We start from the raw sequence: 13,933 nt of genomic DNA, 5'->3' as shown, positions 1-13,933 counted from the left end.
TTGAACGTACGATACTTCGCTGCCGCGCGCGCCGCGGCAGGCGTGGATGAAGAGCGCTTCGAACTTCCCGCCGGCTCCACGGTGGAGTCGCTCCTCACCGCCGTGCTCGACGTCGAACGCCCTGAGCCTCCGGCCGGGACGCCGCCGCTGGACAGGATCCTGGCCCGCAGCAGCTTCCTGCTGAACGAGGTCGCCGTCCGGGACCGGACCACCGTCCTGGCAGCTGGCGACGTGGTGGACGTCCTGCCGCCCTTCGCCGGCGGCTAGTACGGCACTGGGTGGTACGGCCGGGTGCCGGGACATACCATGGCACTACCTCGCCATTTCACCGCGCCGGAAACGGACCGCGCGGGGAATGGAACGCATCTGGAATGGAGCAGAGGCTGGCCAAAGGAGACCGGAAATGTTCACCCTGCAGATTGAGCACGCCGTCAAGGACTTCGACATGTGGAAGGCTGCCTTTGACCGCGACCCCGCGGACCGGGCTGGCTCCGGCGTCGTAGCCCATCGGATCGGCCGCCCGGTGGAGGACGACCGGTACATTGTGGCGGAACTGGACTTCGAGCGACGTGACCAGGCCGAGGAGTTCCTGGCCAAGCTGCGCGAAAACGTATGGAACTCCCCCGACGTCGCACCGGCCCTGTCCGGCTCCCCGCAGGCACGGGTCATCGAACTGGTGGGTTGAGGACCGCCGCGGGCCTACTCTGGGCGCCCACCTAGGCGCGGTGGCAGATCGAGGTCATGAACGGCTGAAAGTCCTGGGCCTCCCCCAGCCGCAGTTCGGCCGTGTGGGTCAGCACCCCTTCGTCCACCCTAAAGGTGTGCCTGGCGGTGCCGCGGTCGCTGCGCCGCTCCACCGTGAGGGTCGAGTCGTGCCAAACACCACGGGCCGGGGCCGCCGGGGGCCTGCCCATGCTGTCGACGTAGTACCAGAGCGTCTCGTCGTGGTCCGGGTCCACCGTGAAGACCCCGTGCCCCTCGAAGTGTGTGCCGTCGGCTTCGGTGTGGCGGTAGGACTGTACGACGGCGAACCCTCCGGCCGCGCGGGTAAACGTCACCTCCGCGGTGGCCGTGCGTGCCGGACCCCAGGGCGAGGCAGCGAGTTCGGTGGTTCCCAGCCAGCGGCCGACGAAGATCTCGAGCGCTTCGTGCGCTGTTCCCGGCTGCGGCTGGTCCATCGTTTCTCCCTGAACTCAGAGCCCGAAAGTTTCCGATTCGTCGAAGGGGCCGACCACCGTCACGGTCCGGGGTGCCGCGGCCAGCTCGCTGGCCAACTCCTGGACCTGTTCCGCCGTCACGGCCTTGATGAGGCGCAGGGTCTCGTCGATGTCCTGGTATTCACCGGAGACCAGCTCGGCGCGGCCCAGGCGGGACATGCGGGAGCCTGTGTCCTCGAGGGCCAGGACGATCCCGCCGCAGAGCTGCCCCACCGCCTTGCGGAGCTCGTCCTCGGAAATGCCGCCGGCCGCGAGACTGTCGAGTTCGGCGCCGAGGAGTTCCAGGACCTGGCGGACCTTGGTGGGCGTGCAGCCGGCATACATGCCGAAGTAGCCGGCGTCGGCGTAGGACGAGGCGAAGGAGTACGTGGAGTACACGAGCCCGCGCTTCTCGCGGATCTCCTGGAACAGCCGTGACGACATCCCGCCGCCGAGCACAGCGTTCAGCACGCTCATGACATAGCGGCGTTCATCGGTGGCGACGATGGTGGGACAGCCCATGATGATGTTGGCCTGTTCCACAGGGCGGGTGACCACGTGCAGCCCCGCGGTGCCGGTGATGTCTGCGCGCTCGGTGGAGCGACGCTCCACGGGAGCCGCCCCGGCCTCAAGTGACCACCCGGCTGAGTGGAGGGCATCCACCACAAGCCGGCAGACGACGTCGTGCTCCAAACCGCCGGCGGCGGTGATCACAAGCTCGTCCGGGCGGTAGTAGCGGCGGTAGTGGTCCCAGACGGAGTCACGGGCCACGGCACGGATCGCGTCCGGGGTGCCGCCAATGGGGCGCCCGAGCGGATGGGTGCCGAGCACGGCGGCCACGAAGTGCTCATGCGCGACGTCCGTGGGGTCATCGCTGTCCATGGCGATTTCCTCAAGGATGACGTCCCGCTCCTGCTCCATCTCCGCCGGGTCCAGCACGGCACCGGTGATCATGTCGGCGATGACGTCGATGGCCATCGGCAGATCCGTATCCAGCACGCGGGCGAAGTAGCAGGTGCTCTCCTTCGCGGTGGCAGCATTGGATTCGCCACCCACCTCGTCAAAGGCGGAAGCGATCTCCAGGGCTGTGCGCCTCTTGGTGCCCTTGAACAGCAGATGCTCAAGGAAGTGCGTCGAGCCGTGCTGCCCGGGAGCCTCGTCGCGGGAGCCCACGCCTACCCAGAACCCGATGGTGGCTGAACGCTGCCCCGGCATGGCCTCAGTCAGGACGCGCACCCCGCCGGGGAGGACAGAACGGCGGACTTCCGAACCGCCGTCGGCTCCGTGGATCAGGGTGTCGCCGGGGTGGTTCTGCTCCAGCGGCAGGGGTACGACAGTCATCAAGGCCTTTCGGGAAGCGGAGCCAAATCTGCCTGCAATCGTACCAGCGGGCCCGCCGTCGGCGAGGCTCTGAGGTGGGCTGTTTTGCCGCCGCAAGCGGGGGTTTGGGTGCGGGTTAAACGGGGCGGGGCCGGTGGTACAACCAACGGCCCCGCCCTTATGGGATCCGGCAGCACGCAGCTGCCGGAGCCCGGAACTACTCGGAAGCGTCCGAGCCTTCTGCCGAAGCCGAAGCGTGAACGCGGTCGGCCTCGCCGGCGCCTTCCTCTTCAGCCACAACCGGAGACAGGGACAGCTTTCCGCGGTCGTCGATCTTGGTGATCTCGACCTGGATCTTCTGGCCCACGGAGACGACGTCCTCGACGTTGTCCACGCGCTTGCCGCTGGCGAGCTTGCGCAGCTCGGAGATGTGCAGCAGGCCGTCCTTGCCCGGGGTCAGGGAGATGAACGCACCGAACGTGGTGGTCTTGACGACCGTGCCCAGGTAGCGCTCGCCGATTTCCGGAACCTGCGGGTTGGCAATGGCGTTGATCGCGGACCGTGCTGCGTCTGCAGACGGACCATTGGTGGCGCCAATGTAGACCGTGCCGTCATCCTCGATGGAGATGTCCGCGCCGGTGTCTTCCTGGATCTGGTTGATCATCTTGCCCTTGGGGCCAATGACCTCGCCGATCTTGTCCACGGGGATCTTGACAGCGATGACGCGCGGAGCGAACTCGGAGAGCTCGTCCGGCGTATCGATCGCGGCGTTGATTACCTCGAGGATGTGGAGGCGGGCCTCGCGTGCCTGCTTCAGCGCTGCTGCCAGCACGGACGCGGGGATGCCGTCGAGCTTGGTGTCCAACTGGATGGCGGTCACGAACTCGGAGGTACCGGCAACCTTGAAGTCCATGTCGCCGAAGGCATCTTCGGCGCCGAGGATGTCGGTCAGCGCGGCGTAGCGGGTCTGGCCGTCCACCTCGTCGGAGACCAGGCCCATGGCGATGCCGGCGACGGCCGCCTTCAGCGGAACACCGGCGTTGAGCATGGACAGCGTCGAGGCGCAGACCGAGCCCATGGAGGTGGAGCCGTTGGAACCGAGGGCTTCGGACACCTGGCGGATGGCGTACGGGAACTCCTCGCGGGACGGCAGCACCGGGACGAGTGCGCGCTCGGCCAGGGCACCGTGACCGATTTCGCGGCGCTTCGGGGAACCGACGCGGCCGGTCTCACCGGTGGAGTACGGCGGGAAGTTGTAGTTGTGCATGTAGCGCTTGCGCGTTACCGGCGACAGCGAGTCGATCTGCTGTTCCATCTTGAGCATGTTCAGCGTGGTGACACCCATGATCTGGGTCTCGCCGCGTTCGAAGATGGCGGAGCCGTGAACGCGGGGCAGGACCTCGACCTCGGCGGTGAGCTGGCGGATGTCCGTCAGGCCGCGGCCGTCGATGCGGATCTGGTCCTTGAGGATGCGCTGGCGGACCACGTGCTTGGTCACGGAGCGGAAGGCTGCGGACAGCTCCTTCTCGCGGCCTTCGAACTGCTCGGTGAGGGAGCCAACAACCTCGTCCTTCAGCTCGTCGGCTGCGTTGTCGCGGTCCTGCTTGTCGGCGATCTGGAAGACAGCGGTGAGCTTCTCCGTCGCAGCGGCCTCAACGGCGGCGTACACGTCGTCCTGGTAGTCCAGGAAGACGGGGAACTCGACGGTGGGCTTGGCGGCGCGGGCTGCCAGGTCCTGCTGGGCTTCGCAGAGGGCCTTGATGAACGGCTTTGCAGCCTCCAGGCCCTCGGAAACAACCTCTTCGGTGGGAGCGGTGGCGCCCTGTTCCTTGATGAGGTTCCAGGAATTGTCCGTGGCTTCGGCCTCGACCATCATGATGGCGACGTCGTCACCGGCAACGCGGCCGGCAACGACCATGTTGAACACGGAGTTCTCAAGCTGGGAGTGCTTCGGGAAGGCAACCCACTGCGAACCCTGCTCGTCGGCGACGAGGGCAACGCGGACGCCGCCGATCGGGCCGGAGAACGGCAGGCCGGACAGCTGGGTGGACATCGAGGACGCGTTGATGGCCACGACGTCGTAAAGCTCGTCCGGGTTGATCGCCAGAACGGTGACGACGATCTGGACCTCGTTGCGCAGGCCCTTGACGAACGCGGGGCGCAGCGGGCGGTCCATCAGGCGGCAGGCCAGGATCGCTTCGGTGGACGGGCGTCCTTCACGGCGGAAGAACGAGCCCGGGATGCGGCCGGCGGCGTACATGCGCTCTTCGACGTCCACGGTCAGCGGGAAGAAGTCGAAGCCTTCACGCGGGTGCTTGCCGGCGGTGGTTGCGGAGAGCAGCGCGGTGTCCTCGTCGATGTACACCATGGCTGCGCCGGCTGCCTGCTTGGCAAGACGGCCGGTTTCGAAGCGGATTACACGCTTGCCAAAGCGGCCATTGTCTATGACTGCTTCTGAGAACTGGATTTCGGGACCCTCCAAGAGAGTCACCTCCGTTTCCTATGTAACGGAAGTCCAGCCGCATCAACCCAGCCCAGCATCTGTCTACTGGCCCTGCACCCGGTCATCGATCGAGACCCACGGGCCGGCTTCAGTCAGCGAAGCTTCCCGGGGATCACTACCGAGGACCGCGAATGCGTGATGCGGTTGATCCTCCTGTTTAGTTTTTATGTACTGACGGGGCGGCCCGTTCCGGAAGGAAAGGGCCGCCCCCAAACCAGACTAGCGGCGCAGGCCGAGACGCTCGATGAGCGAACGGTAGCGGGCGATGTCAGTGTTCTTCAGGTAGGTCAGCATGCGCTTGCGGCGACCAACCATGGCCAGCAGACCGCGCTGGGTGTGGAAGTCGTGCTTGTGCTCCTTCATGTGCCCAGTCAGATCCTTGATCCGCTGAGTCAGAACCGCAATCTGGACCTCCGGCGAACCGGTGTCGCCCTCGGACGTTGCGTATTCCTTGATGATGGACTGCTTTACGGCGGCGTCAAGTGCCACAATAACTCCTAGAGATGTGCCGTGAGGCCCGAGTCAGTAATTCACTGCCGGGGATGCCGGCGCGGAGTTCCGAAGAACATTCCGCACATGACAGGACCCAGCAACCACGGACTGCAGCCGGATCCACCGCTTAGTTTACCGGCCGTGTTGCAATTCTGTCGAAACGGCAACAGGGCTGGTCAGGCCGCGGGAAGCAGGTCCCGGATGGCCGCCATCCCGCGGTGGAGTTCGGCAAAGCCGGTGCTCAGCGGCGAAAGTCCGATCCTGATGCCCTCCGGCGCGCGGAAGTCCGGGATGACATCCCTCTCCCACAGCGCCGCCGTCACCTCGCGGAAGGCGGGGTGGTCAACGGTGATGTGGCCGCCGCGGCGGTCCGGATCCCGCGGTGTAGCGATCCTCACCCCGGCCGGCGCGAGCCAGGCATCGTGCAGTTCCAGCGCGTAGGCAGTCAGTCGCCGCGACTTTTCCCGGATGGCGGTCATGCCAGCCTCTTCAATCAGGTCCAGCGTGCCGCGCATGGCGATCATTCCGAAGATGGCCGGCGTGCCGCTCAGGAAAGCACGGATGCCGGCGGCCGGTTCGTAGCCCGGTCCCATCTCGAACGCTTCCTTCCTGCCCATCCATCCCCAGATGGGCTGCGCGAGTCCGGGCAGGTGCCGGTCATTGACGTAGGCGAAGGCGGGCGAACCCGGCCCGCCGTTCAGGTACTTGTAGGTGCAGCCCGCGGCAAAGTCCACATTCCAGTCGTCCAGCTGCAGCTCCACGGACCCGGCGGAATGGCACAGGTCCCAGACCACCAGGCCACCGGCGTCGTGCACTGCCGCCGTGATGGCCGGCAGGTCCGCGAGGTACCCCGAGCGGTAGGCCACGTGGCTGAGGAGGACGACGGCGGTGGCCGGCCCCAGGGCCTCCCTCACCTGTTCGAGGTGGACACCCGAGGCGGGATCCGCCTCGATCCAGCGCAGCGTCAGGCCCTCCTCCTTGGCGATGCCCTCGACGAGGTAGCGGTCGGTGGGAAAGTTGTCCGTGTCCACCACGATCTCTGTCCGTGCCGGATCCCCGACGGCTGCCATGGCGGCCCGGATCAACTTGTACAGCACCACCGTGGTGGAGTCGGCGATGATGGTCTGGCCCGTGGCGGCGCCCAGCACCGCACGCCCCAGCTGGTCGCCGATGGCCTGGGGCATGTCCAGCCATTCCTCGTCCCAGCCCCTGATCAGGCGCCCGCCCCATCCTTCCTGGATGAAGGTGGTTATGTCTCCGGCGGTGCGCTTGAGCGGGCGTCCCAGGGAGTTGCCGTCGAGGTAGGACAGCTCGGTGTCCGCGCCGACGAACAGGTTCCGGTACCGGGCCAGGGGATCTTCGGCGTCGAGGCGTGTGGCCTTTTGAAGCAGGGCGCCGGCTGCTTGCGTGGTCATTGTCCGATCTCCGTACGAACGGCGAACAGCTCCGGAAAGAACGTCAGCTCCAGGGCCTTTTGCAGGAACGCCGCCCCGCTGGAGCCGCCGGTGCCTGTCTTCATGCCGATGGTGCGCTGCACGGTGCGCAGGTGCCGGAACCGCCACAGCTGGAAGTTGTCCTCGAGGTCAACCAGCTCCTCGCACGCCTCGTACGCACCCCAGTTCTGCGCGGCGTTCTCGTAGATGTGCTTGAACAAAGGCACCAGTCCAGGCTCAAACTCATGTGCCCGGGTCACATCCCTGTTCAGCACCTCCTCGGGAACATCGAAGCCCTGGCGGTGCAGGTAGGCGAGGAATTCATCGTAGATGCTCGGTGCGTGCAGGACTTCGGTCAGCAGGGCGTGCGCTTCGGGGTCGGACTCGAAGACGGGAAGCATCTTCCTGTTCTTGTTGCCCAGCACGAACTCCACGGCACGGTACTGGCTCGACTGAAATCCGGACGAATTGCCCAGGAACCCGCGGAATTCCGCGTACTCGGTAGGTGTCAGCGTGGCCAGGACGGACCACTGTTCCGTGAGGGTCTTCTGGATGTGCTTGACCCGGGCGATGCCCTTCAGGGCCGACCCGAGGTCATCGGAACGCAGCCAGTGGGCTGCGCTGCGGAGCTCGTGAAGCACGAGCTTCAGCCACAGTTCCGTGGTCTGGTGCTGGATGATGAACAGCAGTTCGTCATGGTGTTCCGGGACGCTCACGGGCTGCTGGGCGCTGAGCAGTGTGGGCAGCTGAAGGTAGGACGCGTAACTCATGCGGGAACTGAAATCGCGCACAATCCCCTTGTCCAGTTTCCTGGTGTTCTTCTCAACGGTCACAGCGTCGCCTTCCTTGCCAATACTGTGTGGTGCGGGACTGCGAGGTGCAGTCCCGTGTGGAGCGCGTGGGTCAGCGCTTGAGCAGGATGTCGTGCGTCTGCAGGACGTCCTGGCGCATCTGCTCCACGAGGGCATCAGGCCCACGGTATGCCACCATGCCACGGAGCCTGGTCACGAACTCCACGACTACCGTCTGGCCGTACAGATCGAAGTCCTCGATGCGCTCTTCGGGCCTGTCGATGACGTGCGCCTCCACCTGGCGGCTCACGCCGTCGAAAGTGGGGTTGGAGCCAACGGAGATGGCGGCCGGCCAGCGCGTCCCGGCCTCGTCCACGAGCCAGCCCGCGTAGATGCCATCCGCAGGGATCAGGCCGCTCGCATCGCTGGAGAGGTTGGCGGTGGGGAAACCGAGGTCCCGGCCCCGCGCGGCGCCGTGGACCACCTCGCCCCGCATCCGGTGTGCGCGGCCCAGGACCGCGGCGGCGGTGCCGACGTCTCCCTCCCGCAGCGCTTCGCGCACCCAGGTGGAGGAACAGCGGCGGTCCGTCCCGCCGTCGTCATGCAGCGGGAAGCCCTCGGAGCCGAACTCGCTGATCACCAGCACCTCGAAGCCGAACTTCTCCCCCAGCTCCTGCATGGTGTTCAGGTCACCGGAGTTGCCCTTGCCGAACCGGGTGTCGTGGCCGATCACCACGTAGCTGGCGTGGAGGCTGTCCACCAGCACCGAGCCGACGAACTCTTCCGGGGTGAGGCTCGCGAGCTCCAGGGAGTACTTCATGACCAGAATGGCGTCCAGGCCGAGCTCGCCGAGCGCCTGGAGCTTGTCCTCCAGGCCCATGATCAGTTCGGGCGCGCTTTCCGGCCGGTGGACCAGGGCCGGGTGGGGGTCAAACGTCACGGCAACCGACCTGGCGTTGTTCAGCCGCGCGGTCCTGATGAGCTGGGACAGCACCTGCTGGTGGCCGCGGTGGACGCCGTCGAAATTGCCGATAGTGACAACGGAAGGACCAAAGTCTTCGGGGACCTCGGTCGGATCATTCCAGATGTGGACCATCAACCTCGCCTTTTACTGCCTGACAGAACTTGCTCCCGGCGCGATCAGGGCCGGAACTCTCTAAGATTACCCGCAATCCCTGCCTGCCACGGACCGCCGAGTGGCTTACCGCCTGCAAGCACGCCCGGTGGCGCATACGACCGGATCGCCAAACCGGCCGTGTCCCTAATCCGGCCGGATCCCTGTAGCAGCCGTCCGGAACAGTGGTTCCTAGGCCGCCCGGGCTGCCGGCCGCCGTCGGTAGAGCCAGATGAGGCCCAGGATCGGCAGGATCAGCGGAACGAAGGCGTAACCGCGGCCAAACGCGGACCACACGGTTTCGTGCGGGAACTGCACGGAGTCGAAAAGGCTCAGCGCCCCCACGATAATGACGCCGACCAGTTCCACCAGGACGGCGACCAGGGACACCTTGAACCACGTGCGGCCAGCCTTGGCCAGCGACACCGTAGCCACCACGTAGACGACGGCGGCGAAGGCGGAGAGCAGGTAGGCCAGCGGGGCCTCGGAGAACTTGGTGATGATCTGGTACCCGGCCCGTGCAGTGGCCGAAATGGCAAAGATGGCGTAGACAGCGATGAGGAGCCGGCCGGGACCGGTGTTCCTCGTGTCGGCGGGGCGCTTGCCGGTGTGTTCGGACGTATCAGTCACGTTGCGTGCTTCTTCCACTTCAGTACCAGATCTGATTCATGCGGGCGGCCATGACGAGGGCAGTAACTCCGACGGCCGCCAGGACGAAGTTGCTCCAGCGGGTCCGTTCCAAGATGGACCAGTACACCGCGGCGACCGGCAGCAGGAGGGCGGTGGCGAGGTAGCCCCAGAATTCCCAGGCCTCCCCGGCGATCTGCTCCCCCGCGATGACCCGCACTATGGAGCCCACCAGGTAGACCAGAAGGGCCAGTTCGACGGCGGCCACCGAGAGGATGGTGATGTCGTTCGGGGCCTTCTTCATGATGCCTGCCGCCACACAGATGAGGGTGGACAGCAGGCCGACACCCAGGATGATGTAGAAATACGCGTCCAACGTTAGGCCTGCCCGCCGCCGTCGGCATGGGAACCATTCGGAACGCCGGCGGCGGCGCCGGAATTGGTGGAGCCGCCAGGGCCCGTTCCCGGGGCGAAAACCAACACGGGCTTGGCGAAGCTTCCGCTGTCCGCCAGCAGCGCCACAAGCGACCCGTCAGGCGCGAACGCGGCTGCGGGCTTCTCCGCAGTGGCGGCGCCCGGTGTGCCCGCCGCGGCTCCGGCTGCGATGCGTCGGCCGAAGGAAATCTCGGTGGTTTCATCGGCGCTCAGTTCCCGGTTGGGCATAAGCGCCCTGGCAGCCTGCGACATTTCCAGGATTTCGAGGTCTTCGGCGAGCTGTTCGAGGGTACGCGCCTGGTCCAGCGAGTAGGGTCCGACGTTTGTCCGCCGCAATGCGGTCAGGTGTCCGCCGACGCCGAGGGAGTTGCCGAGGTCCCGGGCGAGGGCACGGATGTAGGTGCCCGAGGAGCATTCCACCGTCACGTCGACGTCCACGACATCCGTGTCGTCTCCGGCGGCCTGGGCCCGGCGGATTCCGTGAATGTCGAAGCGGTGAATAGTGACCGGGCGGGCAGCCAGCTGGACATCTTCCCCGGAACGTACGCGGGCATAGGAGCGTTCACCGTTGACCTTGATGGCGCTCACGCTGCTGGGCACCTGCTGGATCTCCCCCGTCAGGGACCCTACGCCGGAGCGGATGGCGTCCTCGGTCAGGGACGCGGCACTCGCCCGGCTGACAACTTCGCCTTCGGCGTCATCGGTGATGGTGGATTCCCCGAGCCGGATGGTAGCCGTGTAGGTCTTGGACGTGCCCACGATGTACGTGAGGAGCCGCGTTGCCTTATTGATGCCGAGCACCAGCACGCCGGTGGCCATGGGATCCAGCGTTCCCGCGTGGCCCACTTTCCGGGTACCGGCGATCCGCCGCATCCGTCCAACCACATCGTGGCTGGTCCATCCCTGCGGCTTGTCCACTATTACCAGTCCAGAAAGCACGCCTATCAGTATATCGGGGACGCGGCGAGGGTGTTGGGACGTATCGGAGGCTGCGGCAGGCCCGGCGCTAGGATGGCAGTCATGCCCGAGCTTTCCGCGCACATACGCGACGTACCCGTCAACCAGATCCGCGAGATCACCGAGGCTGCGTGGCGCACGCCTGGGGCGCTGATCCTGAGCATCGGGGAGCCCGGGTTCCCGCTCCCCCGCCATGTCCTGGATGCCGGAATCGCGTGCCTGGACCGTGATGAGACCAACTACACTCCGAACGCCGGCATCCCGCAGCTCCGGGAAGCTTTTGCCGCCAGGTTCCGGGAACAGTCCGGCGTAGACATCGGGGCGGACCGCGTATATGTGGTCGACGGCGCCCAGCAGGGCCTGCACTTCGCCATGAGCCTGCTGCTCGCACCCGGCGACGAAATCCTGATTCCCAACCCGGGCTATCCCACGTTTGCCATGACCAGCCGGCTGCTGCATGCCGTCCCCGTTGAGTATCCCCTTTACCCCGCGCACGATTTCCAACCCAGGATCGCGGACATTGAGGCGCTCATCACGGACCGGACGCGCGTGCTCATGCTCAACTCGCCGTCGAACCCCCTGGGCGCGGTCCTCCGGGAAGACCTGACCCGGGAACTGGTGGAACTGGCCCGCCGCCACGACCTGTGGATCATCTCGGACGAATGCTACGAGGCCTTCACGTACGACGTCCCGCACGTAAGCCCGGCCCGGTTCGATAGCACCGCCCCCGGCGAGGCACGCGTGTTCACGTCGCTGACGCTGTCCAAGACGTATGGGCTCACGGGCCTGCGCATCGGAGCACTGGTGTGCCCGCCCGGACTGGAACAGCGGATGAACAACGTCATGGAGGCGATCGTCTCCTGCGTAGCGTCACCGTCCCAGTACGCTGCGCTCGCCGCGTTGACCGGTCCGCAGGACTATGTGTCGCAGGCCCACACGCACTACCGTGCCAACCGGGACGCGGCGTCGGCCGTGTTGGCAGAGAAAGGCATTCCCTTCCTGAGCGCGCAGGGGGCGTTTTACTTGTGGGCGGACGTCTCGCACGTGAGCGGCGGAAACGTCCGGGCCTGGGTCAAACAGTTCCTCGCCGAGGCCGGCGTCTCCTTTGCTCCGGGAACCGCCTTTGGCTCCATCGGCGAGGGCTGGATCCGGATAGCGTTATGCGGCGACCAAAGCGAACTGGTCGAGGGCGTGGCCAGGCTCCCCCAGAGGTAGCCCGGCCCGGTAAGAGGTTTCAGTAGTCGGTGCGTTCGGCGTTGTTGCGCCAGGCATCGAACGGGTTGCCCGACGTCGGAACCGGGGTGTGGCTGACAGGCAGCAGTTCCGGCCGGGAGCCGCCGAAGTATTCGTAGAAAAGCGCGTCGTCGAATCCCGCGGCGGCCGCGCCGTGCCGGTCGGCGGCGAAGTACACCCGGTCGATCCGCGCCCAGAGCGCAGCAGCGAGGCACAGCGGGCAGGGCTCGCAGCTGGCGTACAGGACAGCGCCACTGAGATCAAAGTTCCGGGTCTCTGCAGCAGCGGTCCGGATTGCCACCACCTCGGCATGGGCGGTGGGGTCGTTGTCCCGCGTGACGCGGTTGACCCCTTCGTGGACAGTGCCGTCGGCCGTCACCACCAGCGCACCGAAGGGACCGCCACCGGCCGCGACGTTCCGTTGGGCCAATGCCACAGCCTCGGTCAGGTGTTCGGTCACGTCTGCAGCTGAAGGGTGGGCGCGCATGGTCTGATCATAGCCAGCAGGATGGCGTTGCGGGACAGCCGGGTTCCGTTCATTTGTGTTGGCATCGTGCCATCGACAGGTCCCAAGAGCCGGGCTTAGAATACGCGCGTTGGGGGGACCCGATTTTCGGACCACATATCGGTCTCAATGTTCTGGATGCGCACCATTGACATTGGAGACGGTATGGAAAAGCAACGAGCACTTTTGGCGGCTGTCGCGGCTGCCTCACTCCTCTTGTCGGCGTCCCCGGCGGGCCACGCGGCCCCGGCAGGCAAGGCAGCAGGGAGCCAGTCCGCACCGACTGTGCTTGCAAAGGGCCTGCTGAGCCCGCTCCACCTCAGCGACGGACCGGACGGTTCGGTTCTGGTCAGCGAGGAATTCGCGGGGCAGCTGACGAAAATCGCCCGGGACGGCAGCAAATCGGTGGTCTACCGGAACGCGGCCTGGGATGTGGCCGGCAGCGACCGCCGCGGCCGCACCATATACCTGGCCGAGAGCCAGGGCGCCGGTCCCATGGATCCGAGGCCGTTGGCCGGCCACATCAGGAGCATTGACGCCGACGGCAAGCACCGCACCTTCGGCGACCTTGCTGCCCTGGAGAGGAAGCACAACGCCGACGGCGGCACCAGCTACGGCTTCAAGGACCTTCCCGCCGCCTGCGCTGCGAAGCTCCCGAAGGACATCCAGGCCTCCTACAAGGGCCAGATCGATTCGCATCCCTACGGAATCGAAGTTTACGGCGACACCATCTACGTAGCCGACGCCGGAGCCAACGCCATCGTGTCGGTCGATGTGGAGTCGGGCGAGGCCGAAACCGTTGCCGTGCTGCCCGCCCGGCCGCACACGTTCACCGCCAAGGAGGCCGCCGCCCTCAAGCTTCCGGGCTGCATCGCCGGCCACACCTACCGCTTCGAGCCCGTGCCCACCGACGTCGAACGCGGACCGGATGGTTGGCTCTATGTCTCCGTGCTGCCCGGCGGCCCGGAGGACCCGGTGCTGGGTGCCCGCGGAGCGGTGTACAAGGTCAATCCCCACAACGGCCACGTGAAGCTGTTCGCCGACGACGTCATGTCACCGACCGGGCTGGACATGGACGACGACGGGCACGTGTACGTCGCGTCCCTGTTCGGCAAGGGCGTGCTGCGGCTGTCTGCCCACTCAGGCAAGCAGACTGTGGTGCTTCCGGGAATGCTCACGGCAGACGTCGACATCAGGGGCGAGAGCATCTACGCGACGGTCAACTCGCTGCCGGCACCGAATGCGGCACCGGACGGCCGCGTCGTCAAGGCCCCGCTCGGCGACTGACAAAATAAAGGGGATCAAAAAGTAGAGGTGCGGCCGGATC

General features: G+C 66.2%; 15 protein-coding genes. 4 read left to right on the top strand and 11 right to left on the bottom strand.

The genetic code is table 11. The features are described 5' to 3' along the window. Together QFZ23_RS08405 and QFZ23_RS08400 are read left to right on the top strand one after the other, a co-directional pair. Positions 1 to 267 (top strand): MoaD/ThiS family protein, encoded by a 267-nt coding sequence (locus tag QFZ23_RS08405; protein ID WP_306922064.1) that lies wholly within the window; start codon positions 1 to 3, stop codon positions 265 to 267. A 136-nt stretch (positions 268 to 403) separates the two neighbouring features. After that, positions 404 to 685 carry a hypothetical protein gene (locus QFZ23_RS08400; RefSeq protein ID WP_306922062.1) on the top strand — a complete coding sequence of 94 codons (282 nt, stop codon included), beginning with the start codon at positions 404 to 406 and terminating at the stop codon, positions 683 to 685. A 31-nt stretch (positions 686 to 716) separates the two neighbouring features. On the opposite strand, the gene QFZ23_RS08395 is transcribed toward QFZ23_RS08400, so the two are convergent. The 10 genes from QFZ23_RS08395 to truB form a co-directional block, all read right to left on the bottom strand. Beyond that, entirely contained in the window at positions 717 to 1,178 is a 462-nt protein-coding gene (locus QFZ23_RS08395; protein ID WP_306922060.1) for a DUF1579 family protein, read from the bottom strand. Between the two features lie 15 nt (positions 1,179 to 1,193). Beyond that, positions 1,194 to 2,537: a M16 family metallopeptidase gene (locus tag QFZ23_RS08390; protein ID WP_306922059.1), complete on the bottom strand. Its 1,344-nt coding sequence runs from the start codon at positions 2,535 to 2,537 to the stop codon at positions 1,194 to 1,196. A gap of 196 nt (positions 2,538 to 2,733) precedes the next feature. Continuing rightward, a complete protein-coding gene (locus QFZ23_RS08385) occupies positions 2,734 to 4,998 on the bottom strand; it encodes a polyribonucleotide nucleotidyltransferase (RefSeq protein ID WP_306926755.1) in 2,265 nt (754 codons plus the stop codon). A 240-nt stretch (positions 4,999 to 5,238) separates the two neighbouring features. Continuing rightward, positions 5,239 to 5,508: a 30S ribosomal protein S15 gene (gene rpsO / locus QFZ23_RS08380; RefSeq protein WP_306922058.1), complete on the bottom strand. Its 270-nt coding sequence runs from the start codon at positions 5,506 to 5,508 to the stop codon at positions 5,239 to 5,241. Between the two features lie 179 nt (positions 5,509 to 5,687). Beyond that, the gene (kynU, locus tag QFZ23_RS08375) at positions 5,688 to 6,926 is read right to left on the bottom strand and encodes a kynureninase (RefSeq protein ID WP_306922056.1); all 1,239 of its coding nucleotides are present in this window, start codon (positions 6,924 to 6,926) and stop codon (positions 5,688 to 5,690) included. Beyond that, a complete protein-coding gene (gene kynA / locus QFZ23_RS08370; protein ID WP_306922054.1) occupies positions 6,923 to 7,777 on the bottom strand; it encodes a tryptophan 2,3-dioxygenase in 855 nt (284 codons plus the stop codon). The genes kynU and kynA overlap by 4 nt, the downstream gene beginning before the upstream one ends. A gap of 70 nt (positions 7,778 to 7,847) precedes the next feature. Continuing rightward, positions 7,848 to 8,831, bottom strand: a complete 984-nt coding sequence (locus QFZ23_RS08365; protein WP_306922053.1) for a bifunctional riboflavin kinase/FAD synthetase — start codon at positions 8,829 to 8,831, stop codon at positions 7,848 to 7,850. A gap of 210 nt (positions 8,832 to 9,041) precedes the next feature. Beyond that, positions 9,042 to 9,497, bottom strand: coding sequence for a hypothetical protein (locus tag QFZ23_RS08360; protein ID WP_373427861.1), 456 nt, complete (start codon positions 9,495 to 9,497; stop codon positions 9,042 to 9,044). 1 nt (position 9,498) lies between these two features. After that, positions 9,499 to 9,852 carry a hypothetical protein gene (locus tag QFZ23_RS08355; RefSeq protein ID WP_306922049.1) on the bottom strand — a complete coding sequence of 118 codons (354 nt, stop codon included), beginning with the start codon at positions 9,850 to 9,852 and terminating at the stop codon, positions 9,499 to 9,501. A gap of 2 nt (positions 9,853 to 9,854) precedes the next feature. Then, on the bottom strand, positions 9,855 to 10,850 hold the full coding sequence (gene truB / locus QFZ23_RS08350) for a tRNA pseudouridine(55) synthase TruB (protein WP_306922047.1): 996 nt from the start codon (positions 10,848 to 10,850) through the stop codon (positions 9,855 to 9,857). An 81-nt stretch (positions 10,851 to 10,931) separates the two neighbouring features. Between truB and QFZ23_RS08345 the strand changes: the two genes are divergently transcribed. Beyond that, entirely contained in the window at positions 10,932 to 12,083 is a 1,152-nt protein-coding gene (locus QFZ23_RS08345; RefSeq protein WP_306922046.1) for a pyridoxal phosphate-dependent aminotransferase, read from the top strand. 19 nt (positions 12,084 to 12,102) lie between these two features. Here the strand turns inward: QFZ23_RS08345 and QFZ23_RS08340 are convergent, their stop codons facing one another. Then, complete coding sequence (locus QFZ23_RS08340; RefSeq protein ID WP_306922045.1) at positions 12,103 to 12,588, bottom strand: nucleoside deaminase; 486 nt, start codon at positions 12,586 to 12,588, stop codon at positions 12,103 to 12,105. Positions 12,589 to 12,771: 183 nt separating this feature from the next. On the opposite strand from QFZ23_RS08340, the gene QFZ23_RS08335 reads away from it, so the two are divergent. Continuing rightward, on the top strand, positions 12,772 to 13,893 hold the full coding sequence (locus tag QFZ23_RS08335; protein WP_306922043.1) for a ScyD/ScyE family protein: 1,122 nt from the start codon (positions 12,772 to 12,774) through the stop codon (positions 13,891 to 13,893). Positions 13,894 to 13,933: the final 40 nt, after the last annotated feature.

The organism is Arthrobacter globiformis (assembly GCF_030818015.1).
In the GTDB taxonomy this organism is placed as follows: domain Bacteria; phylum Actinomycetota; class Actinomycetes; order Actinomycetales; family Micrococcaceae; genus Arthrobacter; species Arthrobacter globiformis_C.
This window is presented reverse-complemented; position numbering and strand designations above follow the sequence as displayed.

Coding starts and splice junctions, on each gene's coding strand:
- QFZ23_RS08390 (WP_306922059.1), bottom strand. CDS start 2,537: ATGACTGTCGTACCCCTGCCGCTGGAGCAGAACCACCCCGGCGACACC.
- QFZ23_RS08335 (WP_306922043.1), top strand. CDS start 12,772: ATGGAAAAGCAACGAGCACTTTTGGCGGCTGTCGCGGCTGCCTCACTC.
- QFZ23_RS08395 (WP_306922060.1), bottom strand. CDS start 1,178: ATGGACCAGCCGCAGCCGGGAACAGCGCACGAAGCGCTCGAGATCTTC.
- QFZ23_RS08400 (WP_306922062.1), top strand. CDS start 404: ATGTTCACCCTGCAGATTGAGCACGCCGTCAAGGACTTCGACATGTGG.
- kynU (WP_306922056.1), bottom strand. CDS start 6,926: ATGACCACGCAAGCAGCCGGCGCCCTGCTTCAAAAGGCCACACGCCTC.
- QFZ23_RS08340 (WP_306922045.1), bottom strand. CDS start 12,588: ATGCGCGCCCACCCTTCAGCTGCAGACGTGACCGAACACCTGACCGAG.
- QFZ23_RS08345 (WP_306922046.1), top strand. CDS start 10,932: ATGCCCGAGCTTTCCGCGCACATACGCGACGTACCCGTCAACCAGATC.
- QFZ23_RS08365 (WP_306922053.1), bottom strand. CDS start 8,831: ATGGTCCACATCTGGAATGATCCGACCGAGGTCCCCGAAGACTTTGGT.